Consider the following 25,834-nt stretch of genomic DNA (forward strand, 5'->3'; position numbering starts at 1 on the left):
AAAGGCCTGTTTTTTATCCGAACACTTTCAGCAAATCTTCTTTATCCTGTGACAGCCAGAAACGCATCAGGCGTTTCGCGCCTTCTAAATCATGAAGTTTCGCCTGGCCGCACTGTTTTTCGTTGGCCGCCGGAATCTCCGTAATATCGATGGCTTCTTTCAGCGTAGCGTCAAGCAGGTCTACAATTTCTTCCGCTGTCGGCTCGCCGCTGACAACAAGATAATAGCCTGTCTGGCAGCCCATCGGTGAGATATCTATGATGTCGAAGTGATCGTATTTCTCAGAATGTGTGCGAATCGTAAACGCAAGCAAGTGCTCAAGCGTATGAATCGTATCCGGCTTCATCGCCTGTTTGTTCGGCTGGCAGAAGCGAATGTCAAACTTATTCACGACGCCGTCTGTTCCGACTTTATGCACTCCGCAATGTCTTACATACGGAGCCACAACCGCATTATGGTCAAGCTCAAAACTTTCTACTGAAGGCATAATGGCACTCCCTTTTTTTCAGAATATGCATCCATTATAACACAGTTTTCCGATAAGAATTGTGGCGGAAGCTTTTCAATCTGAAATTTTTTTTCTATACTAGCATCAGAAAGGTGGTTTTTTGATGAAAACCATAATGATTGCGTTCATCCGCGGATACCAGAAGTTCATCTCTCCGCTGACACCCCCGTCATGCCGCTTTTATCCGACGTGTTCACAGTACGGAATCGAAGCCGTCAAGACTCACGGCGCATTAAAAGGCGGATGGCTGACACTGAAGCGGATTTTAAAGTGCCACCCTTTTCATCCGGGCGGTGTTGATCCCGTACCGGACAAAAAACAAAAACATTAGTCCATATGCTGGTAGCCGTCGATCACCAGATCAAGTTTACCAGTTTCAGGATCAATCACCAGACCGTGCACCGGCACATTGTCAGGGAATAGCGGATGGTGTTTAATGACGTTTACGCTGTCTGTAACACTCGCTTCTACTGAATCAAAGCTTTTCAGCCATTGATCAAGATCAACTCCTGAGTGCTTCAGCATGTCAATCCGCTCTTTCGGAATACCGCGGTCGATAATTTTATCAAGCATATCCTCGCTGTTGATTTTGCTCATGCCGCAATCATGGTGGCCGATAACGCAGACTTCATCGGCGTTTAATTCGTATACGGCCACTAAAAGGCTGCGCATGATACTTCCGAACGGGTGGGCGACAAGCGCGCCGGCACTTTTAATAATTTTCACATCGCCGTTTCGCATGTTCATCGCATGCGGAAGCAATTCTACAAGACGCGTGTCCATACAGGACAAAATCGCCATCTTTTTATCCGGGAATTTAGATGTTTGGTATTTTTCATAATCTTTGTTTTTAGTGAACTGCTCATTAAATTGCATGATATCGTTTAGAAGACTCATCTTGGTGTTTCCTTTCTGCTTTTTTATTCACAATATAACATAAGGCGGGTCAATTCGTCACTCCCCGCACGAGATGACAAAGTGCTCAATAAATAAGACAAACCCCATTGGGCTTGTCTTATTTCCCCATATTGTATTTTTTGTTGAACTGTTCGACTCTCCCGCCTTTTTCGTTGAATTTTTGGCGGCCTGTATAAAACGGATGCGTATCTGAGCTGACTTCTACTTTAATCAGCGGGTATGTTTTTCCGTCTTCCCACTCTGCCGTTTCCTCTGACGTTTTCGTAGAATGGCTTAAAAAGCGGTAGCCGCTGTTCACATCTTGAAAAATCACCTGATGGTTATCCGGATGAATATCTTTTTTCATGCTGATCTCCCTTTCTCAAATCGTAATGATTACGTTTTATTTTAAACCTTAAATAACCGCTTGTCAATCATATATGCCCTGATCCCTTGGTTTCTAAACCCTGCACATATATGGAATCAGAAGAATAATCTAATCGCTTCAGCAAATAATATAACCACATTACATAAAACGGTAATTTAGAAAGGCGGTTTATGATCGTGGATGATTTAGTGTTAGCCAGAAGCCTGTTCGGGACAACCATGGGCTTTCATATTATTTTTGCGACGCTTGGTGTCGGCTTGCCTCTGATGATTTTAATGGCTGAATTGATTTATCAGAAAACAAAAGATCCGCATTATGCCATTATGGCGAAAAGGTGGACGAAGGCGCAGGCTGTTCTGCTCGGCGTGGCGATACCGACCGGAACGATCGCGGGTACACAGCTTGCCCTTTTGTGGCCCGGATTCATGGAAGTCATCGGCAGGGTGATGTCACTCCCGTTTCAGATTGAAATTTATGCTTTCTTTATCGAAGCGCTGTTTATGTCCATTTATGTCTACGCCGCTGACCGGCTGACTCCGGCGATGCGCATCATTGCCGTTATTTTCGTTTTGATCGGCGCCGCGGCATCCGCCGTCTTAATCACAAATGTTCACGCATTTGAAGGAACGCCGGCCGGCTTTAAAATTTTAAACGGCAAAATCACTGATGTCGAACCTTGGGCAGCGTTTTTTAATCCAAGCTTTTTCACCACCGCGGGCCATGTCGTACTGACGGCTTTCATGACCGGTGCATTTATCGTTGCGTCAGTTGCGGCTTATAAAATGCTGAGAACGAGAAAACAGGAGCAGGTATACCGCTTTCACCGAAAAGCGCTGCTGCTCGCCTTAACGATCGGCGGAATCTTTTCCATTCTTGCCTCTTTAAACGGTCACGAGTCAGCCCAGCTTCTTTACGAATACCAGCCTGAGAAGCTTGCGGGCGCAGAAGGGCTGTTTGAAACTAGATCACACGCTCCGCTTGCGATCGGGGGTTTTACTGACGCAAAAGAAGAAAAAGTAAAATGGGCGATAGAAGTACCCTGGGCTTTAAGCTTTTTGGCTGCAAACAGCTTTGATACCGTCGTCAAAGGATTGAACGCGTTTCCGAAAGACGAGTGGCCGCCTTTATTCATCCATACACTTTTTAACGGAATGGTCGGCATCGGGATGCTGCTCATTTTGTACTCAATCATCGGCATCGTCTGGAGAAAAATTTTAAAGAAAGACAGCTTTCCGACTTGGCTTTTGATTTTATTTTTAACCGCAGGACCGCTCAGTCTGATCGGAATTGAATTCGGGTGGATATTCGCTTGTACGGGGCGGCAGCCATGGGTGATTTACCATCTCCTGAAAACGTCTGATGTCGTCACGACAACCGGTTCAATCGGTTTGCTGTTCATCCTGTTTACGGTCGTTTACGCCATTTTGGCAGCCGCAGTCATTTATGTGCTGCTTTATTATTTCCGCAAACATCCCGTTGAGGAGGATGTAAAAGCGGCGGAATCCTAACAATAGAAAGGGCTGAATTGAAATGGACATTACCATGGATGCTCTCATTGCGATATCAATCGTATGGGGCTTCGTGTTTATCTACGCGGTCATGGCAACGATGGACTTCGGAGCAGGCTTTTGGTCGATGATTTATTTAAATAGAGAACAAACAAAGGCGACAAACATCGCCAACCGTTATTTGTCCCCGACATGGGAAGTGACCAACGTCTTTATCGTCGCGATCGTTGTCGCCCTATTCAGCTTCTTTCCAGGGGCAACCTTCGTGCTGGGAACCGTTTTATTGATCCCGGGGAGTATTATTTTGCTGCTTTTGGCCATCCGCAGCGGCTTTCTCGTCTTCTCCAATACTGCGAAGGAAAGAAAAATCATGAGATATATCTCCGGAATTTCGGGCTTCATTATTCCCGCTGTGCTGATTTTGGTCCTTCCGGTCACACACGGAGGATTTATTGAGAAGACGGGCGGCGTGTATCACCTGAATTTGGCAAATGTCTTTACAAGCCTTAATGCGTATGCGTTTATCGGCTTTGCCATTTTAAGCACTTTATTTTTATCTTCACTGCTTCTGGCCGATTTTTCAAATGTTGCGGAAGAGGAGCATGCGTACCGCATCTACAGACGGAGCTCTTTACTAACAGGGCCGCTGTCGCTTCTGTTTGCCTTCTTCATTATGCTGACATTACGCTCTGAAGCCGGCTGGCTGTATACGGGGATGATGAAAGACAAGACATGGCTCATTCTGTCTGTCATTACATTTATCATTGCCGGCGTGGCTCTGTTTTTGCCGAATAAGCGCTTCGGCCGCAACCTCGGCAAACCGAGAATCGCCATGATCGCCATTGCGCTTCAATACTTTCTGGCAAGCTATGCATACGGACGGGCGCATCTTCCTTATATGATTTATCCGGATATTACGGTCATGTCAGGATTTACGGAGCCGGCAACCTTCAGGGCGCTGTTTATGACGTATATCGTCGCTTTCATCATTTTGTTTCCCGGGTTTTATTTCTTCTGGAAGCTCTTTATGAAAGACAGACGTTATATCCGCCAGGAGGAATAACAGAAATCAGGGCGGCTCATACTAATGGCGTACCTTTTATCTTGGAGGGGAGCCAGCATGGACCAAAAAATTCTGTGTGAAGTCAATAACTGTTCATATTGGGGCAGAGGAAACAAATGCACGGCCGACGCTATTTATGTGGTCAGCCATACAGGCGAAACCGCTGAAAAAAGTGAAGAAACGGATTGCAAAACCTTTAAACCGCATGATTTATAAAAGAAAAGAGCTGTTTTATACAGCTCTTTTTAATTTCCGCGCCGCAAGCCTTTTTGAAATCAGCCCCTGAGCCGGAGAAAACAGAAAGGCCAGCAGAAAAAACACGCCGGTCATCGCAGCCATCGCACCTGAAATTGACACGTTGAGCCATGTGGCGGCGCCATATCCCAATACGGCTGACAGCCCGCCGATACCCGCGCTGATGAAAAGCATGGAAGAAAGGCGGTTTGTCAGTAAATAGGCGGCTGCAGGCGGTACAATCAGCATCGCAACGACTAAAACCGCTCCCACTGAATCAAAAGAAGCAACCGTCGTAAGCGACAGCATACCCATCTGCACATAATGAATGACCAGGACAGGAATGCCGATGGCTATCGCCATTTCCGGGTCAAAGGCGGCGATTTTAAATTCTTTATAGCAGCAGACAATCAGCAGCACATTGATGATAAGCACAGATAAAATCATCCAAAACGCTTTAGGGCCGATATCAGCGCCGAACAGCTGAGCTGTATTCCACGGAACGAAAGCAATTTCTCCCATAAGCGAATGTTCTATATCAAGATGTACATGCTTGCCGTATACAGACAGCAGAATGACGCCGACCGCAAACAAGGACGTAAAAACGACACCGATAGCCGCGTCAGACTGCACGCCTTTACTGTGCAGAAACTGTACGAAAAAAGCCGTCAGCAGCCCGGATGCCGCAGCCCCGATAAACATCGGAATTCCGTTAAGGGCTCCCGTCACAAGGAAAGCGCCGACAATTCCGAGCAGCACCGTGTGGCTGATCGCGTCAGCAAGCATCGCCATGTTTCTCAGCACAAGAAAAGTGCCGATTAACGCGCAGCTCACGCCGACTAAGATTCCCGTTGCGATAATCCACGCTTCATAACTCATTGTAAGCGCCTCCTTTCTCCTTTTGAAGTGATTCATTCGGCATTCGCCCGTGCAATCGTAAAAGCTGCAAAAGCTTTTCTTTCAGTTCTTTCGGCAGAAGATCCGGATGAAATTCGTCCCTGGCGGCCGTTTCTATACCGGCCAGTTCCGTTTCATGCATGAGGTAAACTTCATACATGCGCTGTGATAAGACAATTTCGTATCCCTTCGTCAGCCCTGCCTCCGTCATCCGCCATTGTTCGGCTCCGCTGCGCTTGAGGTATCCCTTTTTCTCCAGTTTCCTGATAGGGCGCTCCCATTCTTTTTTCAACATCTGCCCGGTGACTGAGGTTTCATTCGTTTGTTCACTCATCTCGTAAATAGCTGAGAGCGTTTGTTCAAAAGCGGTCTTTTTTCTCAGCCGGAAAAGTTTAACCGTCTTTGACACCAGTCCGCGATCCGGAGCGAATAATAGAGAAAACAGAAAAACGGAAGCCGCGCTTAAAATAATTAACGGCCCGGTCGCCATACCGTCCGTCGTCGTACTTAAAAGCGTTCCCGCCACACCGGATAACCCGCCGATTAATCCGGACAGCACGATCATGACCGTTAAACGCTCCGTCCAATACCTTGCGGCGATCGCCGGCGTAATAAGCATGGCCGCCATTAAGATGACACCGACCGTCTGCAGCCCGATCACAACCGCACAAACAATTAAAAAAACCAGCAGTCCGTTCAGAAACCTGACAGGCAGTCCCGCCCCTTTCGCAAATGCCATATCAAATGTGATCAATTTGAATTCCTTAAAAAAGACGGCGCACAATAAAAGCAGAACGGCAGAAATGACTCCGATGATGACAATGTCCTGTTTAACGAGTGACGCCGCCTGACCGAATAAAAAAGAATCAAGCCCGCTCTGGCTTCCGGAACCGAGTCTTTGAATATAGGTCAGAAGAATAATGCCGATCCCGAAAAACACGGACAATACGATGCCGATCGCAGAATCCTCCTTCGTTTTTGAATGCTCCGTGATGTTCTGGATGCACCAAGTTCCAGCAAGCCCCGCGGCAGCCGCTCCGATCAAGAAGAACAGCATCGTCTTTTCTCCGGCAATGAGAAACGCAAGACATACTCCGGGCAAAGCCGAATGAGCCATGGCGTCGCCGATCAGACTCTGCCTCCTGAGAAGCACAAAGCTTCCCAGCACGCCGCTTGCCATGCCGAGAAGCAAAGTTCCCGCCAACACCCATTGGGTATTCGGTTCCTGAAGCTGAAGCCATATATGATGCAGCGCCATCAGCCCGTTCCCCCTTCGGCCAGGAGGTGATCTTTCAAAAATGCAAGCCTTCCTCCGTACGTTTTTTGTAAATTTTCGATTGTAAACACGTGTTCAGTCGGTCCGAAAGCAATCTTTCTCATGTTCAGCAGCAGCATCCAATCGAAATACTCCTTTGCCGTCTGCAGGTCATGATGGACGACGAGCACGGTTTTTCCTTTTTGTTTTAATTCCGTCAACAGCGTGATAATCGCCCGCTCCGTAGCGGCGTCAACTCCCACAAACGGTTCATCCATAAAGTATATATCCGCATCCTGACATAAAGCCCGGGCCAGAAAAACCCGCTGCTGCTGGCCTCCCGAAAGCTGGCTGATCTGCCTTTTGGCATAATCAAGCATACCGACCTTATCCAAACAGGCTTCAGCAAAATCAATATCACGTTTTTTCGGACGCCTGCACCAGCCGATATGCCCATATCTTCCCATTAAAACGACATCCAGAGCGCTTGTCGGAAAATCCCAATCCACAGAACCGCGCTGCGGAACATAGCCGATCCTCTTCCGCTCCTTTTCTGATGATTTCCCATAAATAGAGACCGTTCCGGAGGCGCTTGGCGTTAATCCTAAAACAGCTTTTATCAACGTTGATTTTCCGGCTCCGTTCGGCCCGATAATCCCGATCAGTTTTCCTTCCGGCACCTGCATGGTGACGTTCTGCAGGACCGGTTTTTTGTGATAGGCTACCGTCACATTTTCAATGCTGACAGGATACACGTCATTCTCTCCCTTCCTGTTTATTTTAATGAGCTGACAATCGTATCTATGTTATGGGCGAACATACCGGCGTACGTGCCCTCTTTTGTCCCCTTTTCGCCCATGGCATCTGAATACAGCCAGCCGCCGACCGAAACATCATGACCTTTTTCTTTGGCGCCCTCAACAACCGCGTTTATTGACTTTTTCGATACGCTGCTTTCCGTAAACACAGCTTTAATTTCCTTATCCGCAAGCAGACTGACAAGCTTTTGAACATCTTTCAGTCCGTAATCAGAGTCCGTGCTCAGCCCTTGAAGTCCTCTGACCTCAAATCCGTATTCCTTGCCAAAATACGCAAAGGCATCATGTGCTGTAACTAGTACACGGCTTTTTTCGGGAATTGTCCCGATCTTTTCTCTCGATTTTTTATCTAAAGATTTCAAATTCTCTTTATACTCTTGGGCGTTTTTTGTAAAGTCGTCTGCATATTCGGGTTTTGCTTTTTTTAATTGCGCTTCGATTTCGTCAACGGCATACAGCCATAACGGAATGCTGAACCATACATGCGGATCATACATATTCTCACCCGCTGGAATCAATTTCTCCTTCGGTATTGATTCAGCCACTGCTGCGGACGGCTTTTGCCTGCTGATTTTCGTTAACATATGCTCCATTTTCCCCTCTAAGTGAAGTCCGCTGTATAAAACAACATCCGCCTCCGTTAATTTTTTCGTATCTCCTTGTGATGCTTTATAAAGATGCGGGTCGACTCCCGGCCCCATCAGTGACGTCACTTCAACATGGTCTCCGCCGATATGTTCAGCGGCGTCAGCCACCTGAGAAGTGGTAGCCGTAATCGTGAGCTTTCCTTTTTGTCCGCCTGAAGATTCAGAGCTGCATGAAGACAATGCAAAACAAACCATCAGCACAGACGCCAATACACTGCTTTTTTTCATATCCGTCCCCTTTCCTTTGTCCCGTTCTCTTTTAAATGTGATGTTGATGTCAGTCTTATGACAATTCTTTATATTTAAGAACAAATGATTGATACAGGACAAAAAGTTTCCTTTGTGCAAAATTATCGCACACACTCACATTTGTCAAGTGTCCGCTCATTAAAAAAACCGGCTGATACAGCCGGTTCAAACGGGGGAAGGGGTGATGATGAACAGTTTCAATATAACAGCAGCTTACAGGCAGCTCAACACGCTGAAATGTCTTTTTATCAGTTGTTTGTCGTAAAAACGTCCATTTGGGTGACGTATTTTCTCATTATTTCCTGATTGACTTCGACACCCAGTCCGGGACCGTCCGGAACAGAGATGAACCCCTCTTCGATACGGATGTCGGGAGTGATAATATCCTCCTCCCAGTATCGGTCTGATGAGGAAATATCACCCGGTATCGTAAATTGCGGCAGCGAAGCAAGCGCGACTGTCTGCGCTCTCGAAATGCCGGTTTCAAACATTCCGCCGCACCAAACCGGCATGTGATGCTCTCTGCATAAGTCATGTATTTTTAAAGCCTCTGTCAGGCCTCCTACACGCGCCGGTTTTATGTTAATGATTTTACAGCTCCCAAGCTCAATCGCCCGCCTTGCGTCATCATATGAGCATATGCTTTCATCAAGGCATACCGCGGTTCTCAAGTGTTTCTGCAGGTGGCGGTGATCGACAATATCATCTGCCTGAAGCGGCTGTTCTATCATCATGAGCTGGAATTCATCCAACTCTTTCAGCCTGCTGATGTCTTTCAGTTCATATGCCGAGTTGGCATCCGCCATCAGCGGTACGTTCGGAAAACGGCTGCGGATGGCTCTGACCAGATCAACGTCATGGCCGGGCTGAATTTTTATTTTTATACGTTGATAACCTTCTTTTACGTATTGCTCAATTTCCCGAAGCATCTCATCAGCCGAAGCAAGACCCACCGCCACGCCGGCGGGCACTTTATCTCTTTTGCCCCCTAAGGCTTCTGCGAGTGATATCCCTTTTTTCTTGGCATATAGATCCCACACGGCTGATTCCAGCCCCGCTTTTGCCATGCGGTTTCCTTTGAAACGCGCGAGACTGTCAGGCACCTCTGACGGATGGAAAAACTCGCGGCCTACGACATTCGGGATGAAAAAATCTCTCAGCATATGCGCGCATGTCTGAATCGTTTCTTCTGTATACCACGGAGAAGAAAACGCCGATACCTCCCCCCAGCCGGTTCTCCCGGTTTCATCGATCGCTTCCACGATCAAAAATTTACGGTCCTGCAGCGTTTCAATACTTGTTTTAAACGGTTTTTTCAGCCTCATACTTACATGATAAAGGGTGATTTTTTCAATCTTAATCATGACAATTCTCCTTTACGAAGCTCATTCAGCCGATGTCTCATCAGTTTATTGGACGCGTTCCGCGGGAGCTCGTCAACCGCGAAAAAAGCAGCCGGTATTTTATATTTTGCAAGCCGCTCACGGCAAAAGGCGGTCAGCTCCTCAGAACTGACAGAAGAAGTCAGCACGAGAAAAGCATGCGGCACTTTCCCCCACTTCGGATCTTCTGCTCCCGAAACACCGGCCTCCGCTACAGCCGGATGGGCAAGCAGCGCCGCTTCCACTTCTGCCGGGTAGATGTTCTCTCCGCCTGAAATAATGAGGTCCGACCGCCTGTCCAGCACGTATAAAAACCCTTCATCATCCAAATAGCCAAGATCGCCCGTTTTAAACCATCCATTATGAAAAGCGGCCTGGTTTGCGTCGTCACGATGGTAATACCCTTTCATTACATTCGGGCCTTTCACCGTAATTTCACCGTGTTCAAACGGCGCACAAGGGTTTCCGTCTTTTTCAATTCTAATTTCGCATGAAAACAGCGGTTTACCGGCCGAGCCGAGCTTGTCCATGCTGAATTCCGGAGAAAGCGTGACAATCTGCGAGCAGGTTTCAGTCAAGCCGTAAGATTGGAATACCGGAAATTGTTTCCTGCGGCATTCTTCAAGGAGCGGCAGCGGTGCCGGACCCCCGCCAAGCAGAATGCAGCGCAGTGATTCAGGACATTGTTCTGTTTCCGCAAGCAGGCCCGAAAGCATGGTCTGCACCGCTGAAATGATCGTGACCTGATGGGAGCTGATGCTGTCCAGCACATCAGTGACAGAAAATTTTTGATGAAGCACGACAGGCATGCCGTAAATGACCGACTTAAACAGCGCAGACAGACCGCTGATATGAAACAGCGGCAGCGCAATAAGCCAGCGGTCCCGCTCCGTGACCCCCAGATTCAGCGCAGACGATACAGCGCTGGAATAATGATTACCGAAAGTCTGCTGCACCCCCTTCGGCCTTCCCGTTGTTCCTGACGTATACATAAGAGTCGCCGTATCATCAAGCGTTACATAAGCTTCAGGTTCAATGTCTCCCGCCTCTTCAGCCTGCAGCTCGTCCACATCTGCGGCGGCGACCGCAGATTCATATTCTTCGCGGCAAAAGCCGTCCTCCGTTAATAAAAGCTTTGCCTGTGAATCTTCGAGCTGAAACAACCGTTCCTGTTTTGAGAGTTTCGTATTCAACAGCACAACTTCCGCCCCTAATAAGAAGCATGCATGAACGGCATAAACCATTTCCGGTCTGTTAGAAAGCAAAATCGCGGCACGGTCTCCTTTTTTAAGCGAGCAGTATTTGGACAGCCGCGCGGCCATTTGTTTAGAAGCATGATATAATTCTCTGAATGTCATCTGTTTGTTTTCAAATATGAGAGCGATTCTCTCTGGTGTCAGCTGAGCCCTTTGAATGAGCCAATTCGGCTGTTCTGTCAGCATGTTATCATCTCCGAGGTAAAAGTACTTTTTTTGAAAAGAAAACAGCTTGGACCAGAGCGGCTCAAGCTGTTTCGTAGTGTCATCTGATCACGGAAAACGAGGGAATTGACCGAAATCGGGACTGCGTTTCTCTTTAAAGGAATCGCGGCCTTCTTTCGCTTCGTCAGTCGTGTAATAAAGAAGCGTTGCATCTCCTGCAAATTGCTGAATTCCGGCGAGGCCGTCTGTATCTGCGTTAAATGCCGCTTTAAGGAAACGAAGGGCTGTAGGGCTTTTCTCAAGCATTTCTTCACACCATTTAATTGTTTCCTCTTCAAGTTTCTCTAATGGGACAACCGTATTGACAAGCCCCATGTCGAGCGCTTCCTGCGCGTTGTATTGACGGCACAGGTACCAGATTTCACGGGCTTTCTTATGTCCGACGATACGCGCCAGGTAACCTGAGCCGTAACCGGCGTCAAAGCTTCCCACTTTCGGTCCGGTTTGACCGAAAATCGCGTTATCGGCCGCAATCGTTAAATCACAGACGATATGAAGCACATGGCCTCCGCCGATGGCATAGCCTGATACCATCGCTACGACCGGTTTAGGAATAACACGGATCAAACGCTGAAGATCAAGCACATTCAGACGCGGGATCTGATCATCTCCGACATATCCGCCGTGACCGCGGACTTTTTGGTCTCCGCCTGAACAGAATGCTTTATCTCCCGCTCCCGCAAGAACGATGACACCAATATTGGAGTCATCACGCGCACAAGCAAACGCGTCAATCATTTCTGATACCGTCTTAGGAGTAAATGCGTTATGTACCTCCGGGCGGTTAATTGTTATTTTTGCAATACCGTTATACGTCTCGTACAGGATTTCATCGTACTGACGTTCACTTTTCCATTCTGCAGCCATTGATATGACCTCCTTCATTTTTGCCTGAGTCCGGCCGAAAAGCTATTTTCTTTATGCTTTACAAGCCGTATAAAAACTCACTTACTATCTTACCAAAAATTCGCGGCTGTTCCACATGTACCGTGTGCCCCGCCTGTTTGACAACCTCTATTTTACTTGATGGGAGCAGGTTATGCACCTTTTGATTAATAGCGCAAAACTTTTCATCCCATTCACCGCATATGAGCAGGACGGGCGCCTTGATGCGGTGTAATGCCTCCCACCAGGAAGGCTGTGAGCCCGTCCCCATTCCGAGCAGGCTGCCTGCAAGTCCGGACGGATTATTTTTCAGCCTGCCGGCACGGATGGATGCCTTTACGCTGTCCGGCAGAGAAAGCTGCGTGGCAAACAACGGAATGCTCTCCCAATAATCGACAAACGATGTTATACCTTCCCGCAATATAAAGTCAGCAAGCTTCCGGTCTGACTGAATCCGCTTCTTGCGTTCCTGAAGCGTGCTCAGGCCCGGGGTTGTACTTTCCAAAACAAGCGCTGACACCCGATGCGGAAATGCCTGTGCGAAGGAATACGCAAGTCTCCCCCCCATAGAATAACCAATAAGTTTCACTTTGTGAAGTTTTAATTGATCAAAAACGGCGGCAAGGTCCGCAACCTGCCGGCTCGCACTGTACCTTGCCGCTTGCACAGGCGCGTCTGTCTCCCCGTGACCCAGGCAGTCAATCATCACCATTCGTTCGCCGGGAAACATGCCGCGTAAAAACATCCATGATTCTTTGCTGCCCGTAAATCCATGCAGACAAACAATAGCTTCAGACGATTCGTGTCCGCTATCAGCAGCCCGATAGCATACGCCGTCGGCCGTTCTAACAGTTACAGTTTCCATTCTTTTTTCACTTCCCGCACTGCGGCCTGCAGCAGATCGCGATGGAATTGAACTCTTGATGTCCGATCTGTTTTCAGCTCGATTATATGAAGTCCGGGCTTGTCCGCCTGCGGCTGATACGCATCCTTAAATGCTTCCCATGTCTCAGGGCAAGTATACGTCCCGCCGTACAGTGCGGCGGCATGCCGGAAATCAAGACCCGTCGGCGTACCGAACAGTTCTTCAAAATGAGTCTTATCAGATGCCTGCGGCAAAAACGAGAAAATCCCGCCGCCATCATTGTTTATTAAAATAACCGTAAGCGGAATTCCAAGTTTTTTAGCCGCTAACAGCCCGTTTAAATCATGGTAAAACGATAAATCTCCAATTACAAGCGTGACAGGAGCTTTTGTACCCTCACACAGTCCCATAGCCGAGGAGACAACTCCGTCAATGCCGTTAGCGCCGCGGTTGGCATAGACACGGAAGGAGCGATCTTGTTTTTCAAAGAACGTATCCACGTCGCGAATCGGCATGCTGTTGCCGACAAAAATCGAACTGCCTTCAGGGACAAGGTGCTGAAGCTGACGATATACATTTCCTTCAAATGATAAATCATCCATGCTCGCGGCCTGTAAATGACTCCGGAACCGGTCATTGACAAATTGCCATTTCTCAAGCCATCCGGACGGCCGTTTTCCGGTTTCAGCTGAACGGACCGCTTCCAAAAACACAGACGGATGGCAATGAATCATATGCGCGCCGGCCTGGGTGGGATCTCTCCATCCTCCGCCTTCATCGACGATAAACTGCTCAATGGCAGGATCATCTCTGAGCCATAAAAAGAGCGGTTTGGAAACCGGCATCGGACCGAAGCGGATCACAGCGTCAGGGCGCAGCGCCTCTTTTATTTCTTCATCTTTTAAAAACGAGTCATAAGCATCAATAATCAGCGTCTTATCATGCTCCCCGTTTCGGAGGTTTGAAAGCGGATCAGCCAAAATCGGGAACTGAAGCATCTCGGCAAGCGCGATGATTTGCTGCTTTTCTGCTTCACCGTGAATTTCGCCGCAGACGATCATACCTCTTTCGGTCCCCGCGAGACGCTCTGTAATATGACAGAGAGAATCTTGATCAGCTGACTGAATCCCTGTTGTGACTGAGACGTGCCGCCCCTTTCTCATTCTTTCAAAAGGTCCGGCTGATAAATCCGGCATCAAAGGCTCTCTGAGCGGCACATTGATATGGACCGGCCCCATCGGGCTCTTCCCGGCTTCACTTACGGCTCTGCCGGCCAATGTTCTGATATAGCTCAGCATTTGAGGATTTTCTTCAGGCAGAGCCGAGTCTGTGAAAAACTTAACAAAGTTACCGAACAGAAAATGCTGGTTAATCGCCTGAGGCGCCCCCACTTCCCTCAATTCATGAGGCCGGTCAGCAGTCAGGACAATAAGCGGCACTCTTGAATAATGAGCTTCAATCACGGCCGGATAGAAGTTAGCCGCTGCCGTTCCTGACGTACAAATCAGCATGACCGGACGCTGGCGGGCTTTTGCAAGACCGAGTGCGAAAAAACCTGCGGATCGTTCATCAATCTGTATATGGACTTGAATATCCGGATGGGCCGCCGCCAAAACCGCCAAGGGAGTTGACCTCGACCCCGGGCAAACAACTGCATCGGTCACACCCGATAGAGCGAATTCATCAATAAAGCTTCCGATATAATGTGTAATCGGGTTTGTCAAAGCCTTTCACCTCCTAAAGCAGAGATCATCGGCTTTAGTTTAATTTGTGTTTCTTCATATTCTGATTGCGGATCTGAATCTTCAACAATGCCGCAGCCTGCGAAAAGCCGCGCACTTTTGCCTTCAATCAGCCCTGATCGGATAGCCACGACAAATTCTCCGTTTTCCCTGCCGTCCATCCAGCCGATCGGAGCCGCGTACCATCCGCGTGTCATCGGTTCAATATCAGCGATAACTTTAATAGCTTTCTGCTGGGGAGCTCCGCCCAATGCCGGTGTGGGATGCAGCTTTTCAATTAAATCAAACAGCGAAGCGGACGTTTTAAGATGGCCTGTGATCGGCGTATATAGATGCTGAACACTTTTTGTTTTATATAATTGCGGACCTGCAGGCTTTTTCACATCGCTGCAGCTCGACAAGAAAGAATCGTGTATCATCTTAACCACAAAATCATGTTCCGCGAGATTTTTTTCGTCATGCAGCAATTCCTTGCCGAGACGCTCATCTTCTTGTTGATTTTCTCCGCGCTTAATTGAACCTGCCAGACAGGTGGACATAACGTCTTTGCCGGATTTTTTGATCAGCCGTTCCGGTGAAGCGCCGACAAAGCATTTATCTCCCTGCTCAATCGCAAAAACATAGCTTGTCGTTTGGTCCGTCAAAAGCTTACGGACAACGCTCTCTGCCGGAATAGGCCCATCATATGACAAAACGACTTCCCTTGCCAGCACGACTTTATCATATTGATTTGCTTTCATATCATTTGTTGCTGTTTTAATGGCTTCAAGCCAGTTTTCCACATCAAGTTCTTCCGCTTTTGTTAAAACAGGATATTCTTCATACTCGATTGAAGAAACTGAAAAAGCTTCCGAAAAAGATTTCAGACGTTTCAGCGTATCTTCTGCCTGATTACCGTCTGCCGCCCATTGATTGACGGTTAAATAATCACCATCTGCCGTCTTTGTCAGCATGAGTGAGGGAATAAAGAACAGTCCTTCTTCGAACCCGTTCCATTCGTCTCCTCTCTCTTCAGCGGGATTAAATGAAAAGCCGCCGAATAAAACAGGGCCGACCGCGGTATGCGCCGCCTCTTCTTCTTCATGAATATGAAAAGCCGTCTTTTTAAAGCGCTCCCATTGTTCAAAAACGTCGTGATAACGCTTTCCATTTTTTTCATTCGATTGGAACAGCGCTTCTGTGCCAAGACCGACTATTGTTAATTCACTACCGGGTTCTGACCAAAAAAATCGTTTGCCTTTATATTTTTTTGCTCCGTCTTTGAAAAATGATAGAGGGTCTAAAGACGCAATACGTCTTGAATAGCTCAATAAGACAGCATGGTTGACTTGTTTGGCTTTATGTAATGCATGATCTGCTTCCTCTCGGAACGTATGCTGCACCGTTGTCACCATGAGACATTCCTCCATAATCCGTTAAATGCTTTTAATACAATACACCTGTGATGACTTTGTGTCAAACACACAGATTTGAGCACGACAAAATGCCTGCATTTCTTATTATAAACCTTTTTGCGCAAATGAATAAAGAAACAAACTTGAATTTTCTTTCCCCACTCTCGGCAATCACTGTATCCTTTTACTTCCTCATGGGAAAATGACTATTTTTATCCACCATTTTTCTGCGCAAAAGCGTTCATACTAACAGTAAGCATCACATAGAAACGAGGGATTGATGTGCTTACAAACGAACAGATCACACACTTAAAAAAAGAATTGGAAGAAGCCAGACATGATATTTTAAGCCGCTTTAAAGAAAATGATCAATTTCAGTTAACTGATGAATTCCCGTATCAGTCATCCGGCGAATTGTCTTCCTATGACAATCATCCCGGCGATCAGGCGACCGAATTATACGAGCGGGAAAAAGACCTGGCTCTGCTCGACCATGAACGGGAGCACCTTCGCGACATTGATTACTCTCTGAAACAAATTGAAAACGGCACATACGGCACATGTGAAGTCAGCGGCAAGGACATTCCTTATGACAGGCTCGAAGCTCTGCCGACGGCTACGACATTGGCGGAATATTCCTCTCAGGATGCCGTTTCCAAAGACAGGCCGATTGAAGAGGAAACACCGTTCGGACAGTTTGAATTTGATGATGATGAATCAATTCGGGCGGCTTACGATAGTGAAGATGCTTATCAGGATGTTGAGGAATACGGAAACTCAGAAACGCCTCAGGATTTAGAGGATCCGCCGCTCAGCTATGGGGATATGACAATGAACTCAGAAGAAAACATCGGCTATGCTGAGGATTATGAAAACTTTATCGCGACAGATATTACCGGCAAAAACATTTCCGTGTATCCAAGCAAAGCACACGAAAAATATGAACAGGAACTGGACAAAGAAGGAATAATGACGACCTTTGGCGATCTTCATGCTGATTAAAACCCCGGCCTGCCGGGGTTTTTGAATACAAATAAATGGTTTGCTGCATTTTCACACTGAAAACCCATACACTTAATGGTGCATGAAACCTTTTAAAAGGTTTAATATTTCCAAAAAAGGGAACTAACGTATTGACATTGAATGGCGGAGGGAACAAATGAAAAAGAAGTATATTGGTGCGATTATTGTATTTATCATTACATATGTCTTGTTTTCTTTAGCGGGGTTTCTCTTTCCCATCGACCGGGAATGGTATGACGCGCTGCAAAAACCTGACTGGACGCCGAGCGGATCAGTGATCGGCATCATATGGGCGGTTTTGTTTGCGCTTATTTCGCTCTCAGCAGCCTTGATATACGCAAAGTTTTCATGTAAAGAATCCAAAGCTTTTTGGGTGATGCTTCTCATCAATTATATCGTGAATCAAGGATTCAGCTATTTTCAATTCACACAGAAAAATTTGCTTGCTGCATCTATCGATTGCCTGCTTGTGGCGGTGACAACACTCATTCTGTTGCTCATGGCCGGTAAATACAGTAAAGCTTCAGCCTGGCTTCTGGTTCCTTATTTATTATGGAGCGCTTTTGCCACATACCTGTCTTTTACCATTTACGCTATGAACGCATAATAAAAAACCTTGCATAGTATGCAAGGTTTTTTAATGACCCGTACGGGATTCGAACCCGTGTTACCGCCGTGAAAGGGCGGTGTCTTAACCGCTTGACCAACGGGCCTTATGGCGGAGAAGGAGGGATTTGAACCCTCGCGCCGCTTACACGACCTACACCCTTAGCAGGGGCGCCTCTTCAGCCACTTGAGTACTTCTCCGTATGGCTCCACAGGCAGGATTCGAACCTGCGACCGATCGGTTAACAGCCGATAGCTCTACCACTGAGCTACTGTGGAAAAATCATCATGGTGGGCCTGAGTGGACTCGAACCACCGACCTCACGCTTATCAGGCGTGCGCTCTAACCAGCTGAGCTACAGGCCCATGACAATATAAAAATGGAGCGGGTGATGGGAATCGAACCCACGACATCAGCTTGGAAGGCTGAGGTTTTACCACTAAACTACACCCGCATGTTGTTTGGGGCGATTGATGGGAATCGAACCCACGAGTGCCAGAGCCACAATCTGGTGCGTTAACCACTTCGCCACAACCGCCAAAACAATATTAAATTAAATGGTGGCTCGGGACGGAATCGAACCGCCGACACACGGATTTTCAGTCCGTTGCTCTACCAACTGAGCTACCGAGCCTTTTTATAAATGGCGGTCCGGACGGGACTCGAACCCGCGACCTCCTGCGTGACAGGCAGGCATTCTAACCAACTGAACTACCGGACCATTTTTTGGTTGCGGGGGCAGGATTTGAACCTGCGACCTTCGGGTTATGAGCCCGACGAGCTACCGAACTGCTCCACCCCGCGATGATAATTAAATTAGATATGGCGGAGGAAGAGGGATTCGAACCCCCGCGGGCTTTGACACCCCTGTCGGTTTTCAAGACCGATCCCTTCAGCCAGACTTGGGTATTCCTCCGTATAAGTGGTGGACCTTGTAGGACTCGAACCTACGACCGGACGGTTATGAGCCGTCTGCTCTAACCAACTGAGCTAAAGGTCCAATGGTAGCGGCGGAGGGGATCGAACCCCCGACCTCACGGGTATGAACCGTACGCTCTAGCCAGCTGAGCTACACCGCCAAAAAACAATTAAAATCAAGTGGAGCCTAGCGGGATCGAACCGCTGACCTCCTGCGTGCAAAGCAGGCGCTCTCCCAGCTGAGCTAAGGCCCCAAAATGGTCGGGAAGACAGGATTCGAACCTGCGACCCCATGGTCCCAAACCATGTGCTCTACCAAGCTGAGCTACTTCCCGTTTTCAAAAGTATGTATGGCGCGCCCGAGAGGAGTCGAACCCCTAACCTTTTGATCCGTAGTCAAACGCTCTATCCAATTGAGCTACGGGCGCAACAATAAGTGCCGAGGGCCGGACTTGAACCGGCACGGTAGTCACCTACCGCAGGATTTTAAGTCCTGTGTGTCTGCCAATTCCACCACCCCGGCATGGATGGTATAGTATAGTTGGAGCGGAAGACGGGATTCGAACCCGCGACCCCCACCTTGGCAAGGTGATGTTCTACCACTGAACTACTTCCGCGTTTGGCAATGCGGATGAAGGGACTTGAACCCCCACGTCTGTAAAGACACTAGAGCCTGATTCTAGCGCGTCTGCCAATTCCGCCACATCCGCAAGAAAAACATGGTGAGCCATGAAGGACTCGAACCTTCGACCCTCTGATTAAAAGTCAGATGCTCTACCAACTGAGCTAATGGCTCTTATTACAAGAGACTTATATAGTATAACATATAAAGGTGGTGCCGGCAAGAGGACTTGAACCCCCAACCTACTGATTACAAGTCAGTTGCTCTACCAATTGAGCTACACCGGCTTAATACGCCAACTTATGTATGATAGGAATGGTGGAGGATGACGGGCTCGAACCGCCGACCCTCTGCTTGTAAGGCAGATGCTCTCCCAGCTGAGCTAATCCTCCATATATTACACTTACGTGTAATGGCTTGGCGGCGTCCTACTCTCACAGGGGGAAACCCCCGACTACCATCGGCGCTGAAGAGCTTAACTTCCGTGTTCGGCATGGGAACGGGTGTGACCTCTTCGCTATCGCCACCAAACCATTGAGAGTGTTCTCTCAAAACTAGATAACAGTAAGCATACATTCAAATTGGTTAAGTCCTCGATCGATTAGTATCTGTCAGCTCCATGTGTCGCCACACTTCCACCTCAGACCTATCAACCTGATCATCTTTCAGGGATCTTACTTCCTTGCGGAATGGGAAATCTCATCTTGAGGGGGGCTTCATGCTTAGATGCTTTCAGCACTTATCCCGTCCGCACATAGCTACCCAGCGATGCCCTTGGCAGAACAACTGGTACACCAGCGGTGCGTCCATCCCGGTCCTCTCGTACTAAGGACAGCTCCTCTCAAATTTCCTGCGCCCGCGACGGATAGGGACCGAACTGTCTCACGACGTTCTGAACCCAGCTCGCGTACCGCTTTAATGGGCGAACAGCCCAACCCTTGGGACCGACTACAGCCCCAGGATGCGATGAGCCGACATCGAGGTGCCAAACCTCCCCGTCGATGTGGACTCTTGGGGGAGATAAGCCTGTTATCCCCGGGGTAGCTTTTATCCGTTGAGCGATGGCCCTTCCATGCGGAACCACCGGATCACTAAGCCCGACTTTCGTCCCTGCTCGACTTGTAGGTCTCGCAGTCAAGCTCCCTTGTGCCTTTACACTCTGCGAATGATTTCCAACCATTCTGAGGGAACCTTTGGGCGCCTCCGTTACCTTTTAGGAGGCGACCGCCCCAGTCAAACTGCCCACCTGACACTGTCTCCCCGCCCGATAAGGGCGGCGGGTTAGAAGGTCAATACAGCCAGGGTAGTATCCCACCGATGCCTCCACCGAAGCTGGCGCTCCGGTTTCCAAGGCTCCTACCTATCCTGTACAAGCTGTACCAACATTCAATATCAGGCTGCAGTAAAGCTCCACGGGGTCTTTCCGTCCTGTCGCGGGTAACCTGCATCTTCACAGGTACTATAATTTCACCGAGTCTCTCGTTGAGACAGTGCCCAGATCGTTGCGCCTTTCGTGCGGGTCGGAACTTACCCGACAAGGAATTTCGCTACCTTAGGACCGTTATAGTTACGGCCGCCGTTTACTGGGGCTTCAATTCGCACCTTCGCTTACGCTAAGCGCTCCTCTTAACCTTCCAGCACCGGGCAGGCGTCAGCCCCTATACTTCGCCTTACGGCTTCGCAGAGACCTGTGTTTTTGCTAAACAGTCGCCTGGGCCTATTCACTGCGGCTCTCTCGGGCTTGCACCCTAACAGAGCACCCCTTCTCCCGAAGTTACGGGGTCATTTTGCCGAGTTCCTTAACGAGAGTTCTCTCGATCACCTTAGGATTCTCTCCTCGCCTACCTGTGTCGGTTTGCGGTACGGGCACCTCTCACCTCGCTAGAGGCTTTTCTTGGCAGTGTGGAATCAGGAACTTCGCTACTATAATTCGCTCGCCATCACAGCTCAGCCTTCACGGGAAACGGATTTGCCTATTTCCCAGCCTAACTGCTTGGACGCGGATATCCAATACCGCGCTTACCCTATCCTCCTGCGTCCCCCCATTGCTCAAATGGTGAGGAGGTGGTACAGGAATATCAACCTGTTATCCATCGCCTACGCCTTTCGGCCTCGGCTTAGGTCCCGACTAACCCTGAGCGGACGAGCCTTCCTCAGGAAACCTTAGGCATTCGGTGGAGGGGATTCTCACCCCTCTTTCGCTACTCATACCGGCATTCTCACTTCTAAGCGCTCCACAAGTCCTTCCGGTCTTGCTTCACAGCCCTTAGAACGCTCTCCTACCACTGTTCGAAGAACAGTCCGCAGCTTCGGTGATACGTTTAGCCCCGGTACATTTTCGGCGCAGAGTCACTCGACCAGTGAGCTATTACGCACTCTTTAAATGGTGGCTGCTTCTAAGCCAACATCCTGGTTGTCTAAGCAACTCCACATCCTTTTCCACTTAACGTATACTTTGGGACCTTAGCTGGCGGTCTGGGCTGTTTCCCTTTCGACTACGGATCTTATCACTCGCAGTCTGACTCCCAAGGATAAGTCATCGGCATTCGGAGTTTGACTGAATTCGGTAACCCGGTAGGGGCCCCTAGTCCAATCAGTGCTCTACCTCCGAGACTCTTACCTTGAGGCTAGCCCTAAAGCTATTTCGGAGAGAACCAGCTATCTCCAGGTTCGATTGGCATTTCACCCCTACCCACACCTCATCCCCGCACTTTTCAACGTGCGTGGGTTCGGGCCTCCATTCAGTGTTACCTGAACTTCACCCTGGACATGGGTAGATCACCTGGTTTCGGGTCTACGACCACGTACTCAATTCGCCCTATTCAGACTCGCTTTCGCTGCGGCTCCGCATCTTCTGCTTAACCTTGCACGGGATCGTAACTCGCCGGTTCATTCTACAAAAGGCACGCCATCACCCGTTAACGGGCTCTGACTACTTGTAGGCACACGGTTTCAGGATCTCTTTCACTCCCCTTCCGGGGTGCTTTTCACCTTTCCCTCACGGTACTGGTTCACTATCGGTCACTAGGGAGTATTTAGCCTTGGGAGATGGTCCTCCCGGATTCCGACGGAATTTCACGTGTTCCGCCGTACTCAGGATCCACTCAGGAGAGAACGAAGTTTTGACTACAGGGCTGTTACCTCCTATGGCGGGCCTTTCCAGACCTCTTCATCTACCTCGTTCCTTTGTAACTCCGTACAGAGTGTCCTACAACCCCAAGAGGCAAGCCTCTTGGTTTGGGCTGGTCCCGTTTCGCTCGCCGCTACTCAGGGAATCGCATTTGCTTTCTCTTCCTCCGGGTACTTAGATGTTTCAGTTCCCCGGGTCTGCCTTCTCATATCCTATGTATTCAGATATGGATACCACTCCATTACGAGTGGTGGGTTTCCCCATTCGGAAATCTCCGGATCAAAGCTTGCTTACAGCTCCCCGAAGCATATCGGTGTTCGTCCCGTCCTTCATCGGCTCCTAGTGCCAAGGCATCCACCGTGCGCCCTTTCTAACTTAACCGTTAAAAAGAATCACTACGTGATATCTTGCATTACTAATTGAATGTGAATTACTTCTGTTATCTAGTTTTCAAAGAACAACGCATAGGACATGCTAACACATGCGTTGCCACAGGAAGTGGCGCATTTAGCAGGTGTTCCTATGTTTTGAAGGAATGATCCTTCAAAACTAAACAAGACAGGGAACGTTCTGTTTATAAGACCCAAGGTCTTATATTCCGTTAAAATCCTTAGAAAGGAGGTGATCCAGCCGCACCTTCCGATACGGCTACCTTGTTACGACTTCACCCCAATCATCTGTCCCACCTTCGGCGGCTGGCTCCTAAAAGGTTACCTCACCGACTTCGGGTGTTACAAACTCTCGTGGTGTGACGGGCGGTGTGTACAAGGCCCGGGAACGTATTCACCGCGGCATGCTGATCCGCGATTACTAGCGATTCCAGCTTCACGCAGTCGAGTTGCAGACTGCGATCCGAACTGAGAACAGATTTGTGGGATTGGCTTAACCTCGCGGTTTCGCTGCCCTTTGTTCTGTCCATTGTAGCACGTGTGTAGCCCAGGTCATAAGGGGCATGATGATTTGACGTCATCCCCACCTTCCTCCGGTTTGTCACCGGCAGTCACCTTAGAGTGCCCAACTGAATGCTGGCAACTAAGATCAAGGGTTGCGCTCGTTGCGGGACTTAACCCAACATCTCACGACACGAGCTGACGACAACCATGCACCACCTGTCACTCTGCCCCCGAAGGGGACGTCCTATCTCTAGGATTGTCAGAGGATGTCAAGACCTGGTAAGGTTCTTCGCGTTGCTTCGAATTAAACCACATGCTCCACCGCTTGTGCGGGCCCCCGTCAATTCCTTTGAGTTTCAGTCTTGCGACCGTACTCCCCAGGCGGAGTGCTTAATGCGTTAGCTGCAGCACTAAGGGGCGGAAACCCCCTAACACTTAGCACTCATCGTTTACGGCGTGGACTACCAGGGTATCTAATCCTGTTCGCTCCCCACGCTTTCGCTCCTCAGCGTCAGTTACAGACCAGAGAGTCGCCTTCGCCACTGGTGTTCCTCCACATCTCTACGCATTTCACCGCTACACGTGGAATTCCACTCTCCTCTTCTGCACTCAAGTTCCCCAGTTTCCAATGACCCTCCCCGGTTGAGCCGGGGGCTTTCACATCAGACTTAAGAAACCGCCTGCGAGCCCTTTACGCCCAATAATTCCGGACAACGCTTGCCACCTACGTATTACCGCGGCTGCTGGCACGTAGTTAGCCGTGGCTTTCTGGTTAGGTACCGTCAAGGTGCCGCCCTATTTGAACGGCACTTGTTCTTCCCTAACAACAGAGCTTTACGATCCGAAAACCTTCATCACTCACGCGGCGTTGCTCCGTCAGACTTTCGTCCATTGCGGAAGATTCCCTACTGCTGCCTCCCGTAGGAGTCTGGGCCGTGTCTCAGTCCCAGTGTGGCCGATCACCCTCTCAGGTCGGCTACGCATCGTCGCCTTGGTGAGCCGTTACCTCACCAACTAGCTAATGCGCCGCGGGTCCATCTGTAAGTGGTAGCCGAAGCCACCTTTTATGTCTGAACCATGCGGTTCAGACAACCATCCGGTATTAGCCCCGGTTTCCCGGAGTTATCCCAGTCTTACAGGCAGGTTACCCACGTGTTACTCACCCGTCCGCCGCTAACATCAGGGAGCAAGCTCCCATCTGTCCGCTCGACTTGCATGTATTAGGCACGCCGCCAGCGTTCGTCCTGAGCCAGGATCAAACTCTCCGATAAAGTGTTTGACTGACTACGCACATCGCTGTGCGATTTATTTAAAACTTTGAATTAACAGGTACGTTTTGTCTTGTTTAGTTTTCAAAGATCATTACCGCTTGTTGAAGCAGCTTTATTATCTTACCACTCAGCTCCTTTTATGTCAACAACTTTTTTTAAGTTGTTTCCGAAGCTTTTCGTTGTTGTCTGCTGTTCATCAGCGACGTTTAATAATATAACACCCTTTTGAAAATATGACAATAGTTTTTTTAAAAAAATCATTAATTATTTTCTTTCATACTTATTTCAGTTTCTCTTCTATAGAAAGATAAGCTGTCTTGTGGTTTGGCATATTTTCTTGTATAGTAAGATTGAACTAAATACTTGATGACCACAAGGGGAGCATTAAAGCTGAGAGTGAACGTTTTGTTCTGACCCTTTGAACCTGTTAGTTAACGCTGGCGTAGGGATGTGGCAAAGCCAAATGATTTGCAGTTTATGTAAGCAGCGCGCGGACCTTTTCCCATCCTTCCCCCGCTGCTTTTTTGTTTATCCTTGATACGGTTGTCTGACCAGGGGGAAAACTATGAATCATTCAACACAGCTTGTGCGCTTAATTGAAATAGCGATTATGACCGGGGCGGCTGTCATTCTTGACATTGTCTCAGGTATGTTTCTCCGGATGCCCCAAGGCGGTTCGGTCTCTATTATGATGATTCCGATTTTTTTGATTTCATTCCGCTGGGGAGTGAAGGCCGGGCTTACGACAGGCTTTTTAACAGGGATTGTCCAGATCGCCATCGGCAATTTGTTTTTGCAGCACCCGGTGCAGCTATTTCTTGATTACATCGCGGCATTTGCAGTCCTCGGTTTCAGCGGCTTGTTTGCTTTCGGTGTACGGGAATCGGCATTGAATAAAAAAAGAGGCGCTTTAACGATGTATGTTATAGGCGGTGTCTTCATCGGCAGTGTGCTGCGTTATGCGGCACATGTGGTCTCCGGAGCTGTCTTTTTCGGAAGCTATGCTCCGAAGGGCACGCCGGTATGGATTTATTCGTCCGTCTATAACGCGACTTATATGATTCCTTCTTTTATCCTTTCGGCCATTGTCCTTATCTTATTATTCATGACTGCGCCGCGGCTTCTTGAAGCTAAGCGGACGAACTGAAACAGCAGGC

At 48.6% G+C, this 25,834-nt stretch carries 20 protein-coding genes, 21 tRNA genes, 3 rRNA genes and 1 riboswitch; of the genes, 7 read left to right on the forward strand and 37 right to left on the reverse strand.

All coding sequences use genetic code 11. The annotated features are described in order from the left end of the window. Window positions 1-13: 13 nt before the first annotated feature. Entirely contained in the window at window positions 14-487 is a 474-nt protein-coding gene (locus tag GNE05_RS15380; protein ID WP_003152237.1) for an S-ribosylhomocysteine lyase, read from the reverse strand. 124 nt (window positions 488-611) lie between these two features. Between GNE05_RS15380 and yidD the strand changes: the two genes are divergently transcribed. Next, window positions 612-839, forward strand: coding sequence for a membrane protein insertion efficiency factor YidD (gene yidD, locus GNE05_RS15385; RefSeq protein ID WP_007408838.1), 228 nt, complete (start codon window positions 612-614; stop codon window positions 837-839). Here yidD and GNE05_RS15390 read toward each other — a convergent pair. Together GNE05_RS15390 and GNE05_RS15395 are read right to left on the reverse strand one after the other, a co-directional pair. Then, window positions 836-1,405 (reverse strand): beta-class carbonic anhydrase, encoded by a 570-nt coding sequence (locus tag GNE05_RS15390; RefSeq protein WP_003152233.1) that lies wholly within the window; start codon window positions 1,403-1,405, stop codon window positions 836-838. The genes yidD and GNE05_RS15390 overlap by 4 nt on opposite strands. Before the next feature lie 118 nt (window positions 1,406-1,523). Further along, window positions 1,524-1,772, reverse strand: a complete 249-nt coding sequence (locus GNE05_RS15395; RefSeq protein WP_003152229.1) for a type B 50S ribosomal protein L31 — start codon at window positions 1,770-1,772, stop codon at window positions 1,524-1,526. 197 nt (window positions 1,773-1,969) lie between these two features. Between GNE05_RS15395 and GNE05_RS15400 the strand changes: the two genes are divergently transcribed. From GNE05_RS15400 to GNE05_RS15410, 3 genes are read left to right on the forward strand one after another with little or no spacing between them, the layout of a single operon-like run. Further along, window positions 1,970-3,301, forward strand: a complete 1,332-nt coding sequence (locus tag GNE05_RS15400) for a cytochrome ubiquinol oxidase subunit I (RefSeq protein ID WP_015418060.1) — start codon at window positions 1,970-1,972, stop codon at window positions 3,299-3,301. A 22-nt stretch (window positions 3,302-3,323) separates the two neighbouring features. Further along, a complete protein-coding gene (locus tag GNE05_RS15405) occupies window positions 3,324-4,364 on the forward strand; it encodes a cytochrome d ubiquinol oxidase subunit II (RefSeq protein ID WP_014418703.1) in 1,041 nt (346 codons plus the stop codon). Window positions 4,365-4,421: 57 nt separating this feature from the next. Beyond that, window positions 4,422-4,580, forward strand: coding sequence for a DUF1540 domain-containing protein (locus GNE05_RS15410; RefSeq protein ID WP_007408842.1), 159 nt, complete (start codon window positions 4,422-4,424; stop codon window positions 4,578-4,580). A 15-nt stretch (window positions 4,581-4,595) separates the two neighbouring features. Here GNE05_RS15410 and GNE05_RS15415 read toward each other — a convergent pair whose 3' ends face one another. The 10 genes from GNE05_RS15415 to GNE05_RS15460 form a co-directional block, all read right to left on the reverse strand. After that, a complete protein-coding gene (locus GNE05_RS15415; protein WP_061862507.1) occupies window positions 4,596-5,477 on the reverse strand; it encodes a metal ABC transporter permease in 882 nt (293 codons plus the stop codon). Further along, a complete protein-coding gene (locus tag GNE05_RS15420; RefSeq protein ID WP_017418425.1) occupies window positions 5,467-6,753 on the reverse strand; it encodes a metal ABC transporter permease in 1,287 nt (428 codons plus the stop codon). Before GNE05_RS15420 ends, GNE05_RS15415 begins: the two co-directional genes overlap by 11 nt. Further along, window positions 6,753-7,505, reverse strand: coding sequence for a metal ABC transporter ATP-binding protein (locus GNE05_RS15425; RefSeq protein WP_014418707.1), 753 nt, complete (start codon window positions 7,503-7,505; stop codon window positions 6,753-6,755). The genes GNE05_RS15420 and GNE05_RS15425 overlap by 1 nt, the downstream gene beginning before the upstream one ends. A gap of 20 nt (window positions 7,506-7,525) precedes the next feature. Further along, on the reverse strand, window positions 7,526-8,443 hold the full coding sequence (locus tag GNE05_RS15430) for a metal ABC transporter solute-binding protein, Zn/Mn family (RefSeq protein WP_061862508.1): 918 nt from the start codon (window positions 8,441-8,443) through the stop codon (window positions 7,526-7,528). A gap of 269 nt (window positions 8,444-8,712) precedes the next feature. Beyond that, the gene (gene menC / locus GNE05_RS15435) at window positions 8,713-9,828 is read right to left on the reverse strand and encodes an o-succinylbenzoate synthase (protein WP_061862509.1); all 1,116 of its coding nucleotides are present in this window, start codon (window positions 9,826-9,828) and stop codon (window positions 8,713-8,715) included. Continuing rightward, a complete protein-coding gene (locus GNE05_RS15440; RefSeq protein ID WP_061862510.1) occupies window positions 9,825-11,288 on the reverse strand; it encodes an o-succinylbenzoate--CoA ligase in 1,464 nt (487 codons plus the stop codon). The genes menC and GNE05_RS15440 overlap by 4 nt, the downstream gene beginning before the upstream one ends. Before the next feature lie 87 nt (window positions 11,289-11,375). Beyond that, window positions 11,376-12,194, reverse strand: coding sequence for a 1,4-dihydroxy-2-naphthoyl-CoA synthase (menB, locus tag GNE05_RS15445; RefSeq protein WP_003152221.1), 819 nt, complete (start codon window positions 12,192-12,194; stop codon window positions 11,376-11,378). Window positions 12,195-12,252: 58 nt separating this feature from the next. Beyond that, a complete protein-coding gene (gene menH / locus GNE05_RS15450; RefSeq protein WP_061862511.1) occupies window positions 12,253-13,077 on the reverse strand; it encodes a 2-succinyl-6-hydroxy-2,4-cyclohexadiene-1-carboxylate synthase in 825 nt (274 codons plus the stop codon). Beyond that, window positions 13,065-14,801 (reverse strand): 2-succinyl-5-enolpyruvyl-6-hydroxy-3-cyclohexene-1-carboxylic-acid synthase, encoded by a 1,737-nt coding sequence (gene menD / locus GNE05_RS15455; RefSeq protein ID WP_061862512.1) that lies wholly within the window; start codon window positions 14,799-14,801, stop codon window positions 13,065-13,067. The genes menH and menD overlap by 13 nt, the downstream gene beginning before the upstream one ends. Further along, a complete protein-coding gene (locus GNE05_RS15460) occupies window positions 14,798-16,213 on the reverse strand; it encodes an isochorismate synthase (protein WP_061862513.1) in 1,416 nt (471 codons plus the stop codon). Before GNE05_RS15460 ends, menD begins: the two co-directional genes overlap by 4 nt. 282 nt (window positions 16,214-16,495) lie before the next feature. Here GNE05_RS15460 and GNE05_RS15465 point away from each other — a divergent pair, with 282 nt between their 5' ends. Both GNE05_RS15465 and GNE05_RS15470 read left to right on the forward strand, forming a co-directional pair. Next, a complete protein-coding gene (locus GNE05_RS15465) occupies window positions 16,496-17,215 on the forward strand; it encodes a TraR/DksA C4-type zinc finger protein (protein ID WP_053284965.1) in 720 nt (239 codons plus the stop codon). Between the two features lie 157 nt (window positions 17,216-17,372). Further along, complete coding sequence (locus GNE05_RS15470; RefSeq protein WP_053284966.1) at window positions 17,373-17,843, forward strand: TspO/MBR family protein; 471 nt, start codon at window positions 17,373-17,375, stop codon at window positions 17,841-17,843. 34 nt (window positions 17,844-17,877) lie between these two features. On the opposite strand, the gene GNE05_RS15475 is transcribed toward GNE05_RS15470, so the two are convergent. The 24 genes from GNE05_RS15475 to GNE05_RS15590 all read right to left on the reverse strand — a co-directional run bounded on the left by GNE05_RS15475 (window position 17,878) and on the right by GNE05_RS15590 (window position 24,677). Continuing rightward, window positions 17,878-17,949, reverse strand: a tRNA-Glu gene (locus GNE05_RS15475). A 3-nt stretch (window positions 17,950-17,952) separates the two neighbouring features. After that, window positions 17,953-18,043 (reverse strand) — tRNA-Ser (locus GNE05_RS15480). 3 nt (window positions 18,044-18,046) lie between these two features. After that, a tRNA-Asn gene (locus GNE05_RS15485) sits at window positions 18,047-18,121 on the reverse strand. Window positions 18,122-18,131: 10 nt separating this feature from the next. After that, window positions 18,132-18,208, reverse strand: a tRNA-Ile gene (locus tag GNE05_RS15490). Window positions 18,209-18,223: 15 nt separating this feature from the next. After that, a tRNA-Gly gene (locus GNE05_RS15495) sits at window positions 18,224-18,297 on the reverse strand. An 8-nt stretch (window positions 18,298-18,305) separates the two neighbouring features. Then, window positions 18,306-18,381, reverse strand: a tRNA-His gene (locus GNE05_RS15500). Between the two features lie 20 nt (window positions 18,382-18,401). Continuing rightward, window positions 18,402-18,477, reverse strand: a tRNA-Phe gene (locus tag GNE05_RS15505). 10 nt (window positions 18,478-18,487) lie between these two features. Continuing rightward, window positions 18,488-18,564, reverse strand: a tRNA-Asp gene (locus GNE05_RS15510). A 6-nt stretch (window positions 18,565-18,570) separates the two neighbouring features. Then, a tRNA-Met gene (locus GNE05_RS15515) sits at window positions 18,571-18,647 on the reverse strand. Window positions 18,648-18,666: 19 nt separating this feature from the next. After that, window positions 18,667-18,759, reverse strand: a tRNA-Ser gene (locus GNE05_RS15520). A 7-nt stretch (window positions 18,760-18,766) separates the two neighbouring features. Continuing rightward, window positions 18,767-18,843: transfer RNA gene (locus GNE05_RS15525), tRNA-Ile, on the reverse strand. 2 nt (window positions 18,844-18,845) lie between these two features. Then, window positions 18,846-18,922: transfer RNA gene (locus GNE05_RS15530), tRNA-Met, on the reverse strand. A 20-nt stretch (window positions 18,923-18,942) separates the two neighbouring features. Then, a tRNA-Ala gene (locus GNE05_RS15535) sits at window positions 18,943-19,015 on the reverse strand. Window positions 19,016-19,019: 4 nt separating this feature from the next. Further along, window positions 19,020-19,096 (reverse strand) — tRNA-Pro (locus tag GNE05_RS15540). Between the two features lie 16 nt (window positions 19,097-19,112). After that, window positions 19,113-19,189: transfer RNA gene (locus GNE05_RS15545), tRNA-Arg, on the reverse strand. A 9-nt stretch (window positions 19,190-19,198) separates the two neighbouring features. Then, a tRNA-Leu gene (locus tag GNE05_RS15550) sits at window positions 19,199-19,284 on the reverse strand. Between the two features lie 19 nt (window positions 19,285-19,303). Beyond that, window positions 19,304-19,378 (reverse strand) — tRNA-Gly (locus tag GNE05_RS15555). Between the two features lie 9 nt (window positions 19,379-19,387). Then, a tRNA-Leu gene (locus GNE05_RS15560) sits at window positions 19,388-19,471 on the reverse strand. Between the two features lie 10 nt (window positions 19,472-19,481). Next, window positions 19,482-19,557: transfer RNA gene (locus tag GNE05_RS15565), tRNA-Lys, on the reverse strand. A 37-nt stretch (window positions 19,558-19,594) separates the two neighbouring features. Continuing rightward, a tRNA-Thr gene (locus GNE05_RS15570) sits at window positions 19,595-19,670 on the reverse strand. A gap of 29 nt (window positions 19,671-19,699) precedes the next feature. After that, window positions 19,700-19,775, reverse strand: a tRNA-Val gene (locus GNE05_RS15575). A 23-nt stretch (window positions 19,776-19,798) separates the two neighbouring features. Continuing rightward, window positions 19,799-19,914 (reverse strand): 5S ribosomal RNA (gene rrf / locus GNE05_RS15580). A 50-nt stretch (window positions 19,915-19,964) separates the two neighbouring features. Next, window positions 19,965-22,894: ribosomal RNA gene (locus GNE05_RS15585) — 23S ribosomal RNA — on the reverse strand. A gap of 233 nt (window positions 22,895-23,127) precedes the next feature. After that, window positions 23,128-24,677, reverse strand: a 16S ribosomal RNA gene (locus tag GNE05_RS15590). Together the 16S, 23S and 5S rRNA genes with 21 tRNA genes alongside form the textbook arrangement of a ribosomal RNA operon. Window positions 24,678-25,042: 365 nt before the next feature. Continuing rightward, window positions 25,043-25,143: riboswitch (TPP riboswitch) on the forward strand. Window positions 25,144-25,242: 99 nt separating this feature from the next. Here GNE05_RS15590 and thiT point away from each other — a divergent pair. Then, window positions 25,243-25,824 carry an energy-coupled thiamine transporter ThiT gene (thiT, locus tag GNE05_RS15595; protein WP_061862514.1) on the forward strand — a complete coding sequence of 194 codons (582 nt, stop codon included), beginning with the start codon at window positions 25,243-25,245 and terminating at the stop codon, window positions 25,822-25,824. Window positions 25,825-25,834 lie beyond the last annotated feature (10 nt).

The sequence above is a fragment of the Bacillus sp. AM1(2019) genome (assembly GCF_009906915.1).
In the GTDB taxonomy this organism is placed as follows: domain Bacteria; phylum Bacillota; class Bacilli; order Bacillales; family Bacillaceae; genus Bacillus; species Bacillus velezensis.

Coding starts and splice junctions, on each gene's coding strand:
- GNE05_RS15380 (WP_003152237.1), bottom strand. CDS start 487: ATGCCTTCAGTAGAAAGTTTTGAGCTTGACCATAATGCGGTTGTGGCT.
- yidD (WP_007408838.1), top strand. CDS start 612: ATGAAAACCATAATGATTGCGTTCATCCGCGGATACCAGAAGTTCATC.
- GNE05_RS15390 (WP_003152233.1), bottom strand. CDS start 1,405: ATGAGTCTTCTAAACGATATCATGCAATTTAATGAGCAGTTCACTAAA.
- GNE05_RS15395 (WP_003152229.1), bottom strand. CDS start 1,772: ATGAAAAAAGATATTCATCCGGATAACCATCAGGTGATTTTTCAAGAT.
- GNE05_RS15405 (WP_014418703.1), top strand. CDS start 3,324: ATGGACATTACCATGGATGCTCTCATTGCGATATCAATCGTATGGGGC.
- GNE05_RS15410 (WP_007408842.1), top strand. CDS start 4,422: ATGGACCAAAAAATTCTGTGTGAAGTCAATAACTGTTCATATTGGGGC.
- GNE05_RS15415 (WP_061862507.1), bottom strand. CDS start 5,477: ATGAGTTATGAAGCGTGGATTATCGCAACGGGAATCTTAGTCGGCGTG.
- GNE05_RS15420 (WP_017418425.1), bottom strand. CDS start 6,753: ATGGCGCTGCATCATATATGGCTTCAGCTTCAGGAACCGAATACCCAA.
- GNE05_RS15430 (WP_061862508.1), bottom strand. CDS start 8,443: ATGAAAAAAAGCAGTGTATTGGCGTCTGTGCTGATGGTTTGTTTTGCA.
- menC (WP_061862509.1), bottom strand. CDS start 9,828: ATGATTAAGATTGAAAAAATCACCCTTTATCATGTAAGTATGAGGCTG.
- GNE05_RS15440 (WP_061862510.1), bottom strand. CDS start 11,288: ATGCTGACAGAACAGCCGAATTGGCTCATTCAAAGGGCTCAGCTGACA.
- menB (WP_003152221.1), bottom strand. CDS start 12,194: ATGGCTGCAGAATGGAAAAGTGAACGTCAGTACGATGAAATCCTGTAC.
- menH (WP_061862511.1), bottom strand. CDS start 13,077: ATGGAAACTGTAACTGTTAGAACGGCCGACGGCGTATGCTATCGGGCT.
- GNE05_RS15460 (WP_061862513.1), bottom strand. CDS start 16,213: ATGGTGACAACGGTGCAGCATACGTTCCGAGAGGAAGCAGATCATGCA.
- GNE05_RS15470 (WP_053284966.1), top strand. CDS start 17,373: ATGAAAAAGAAGTATATTGGTGCGATTATTGTATTTATCATTACATAT.
- thiT (WP_061862514.1), top strand. CDS start 25,243: ATGAATCATTCAACACAGCTTGTGCGCTTAATTGAAATAGCGATTATG.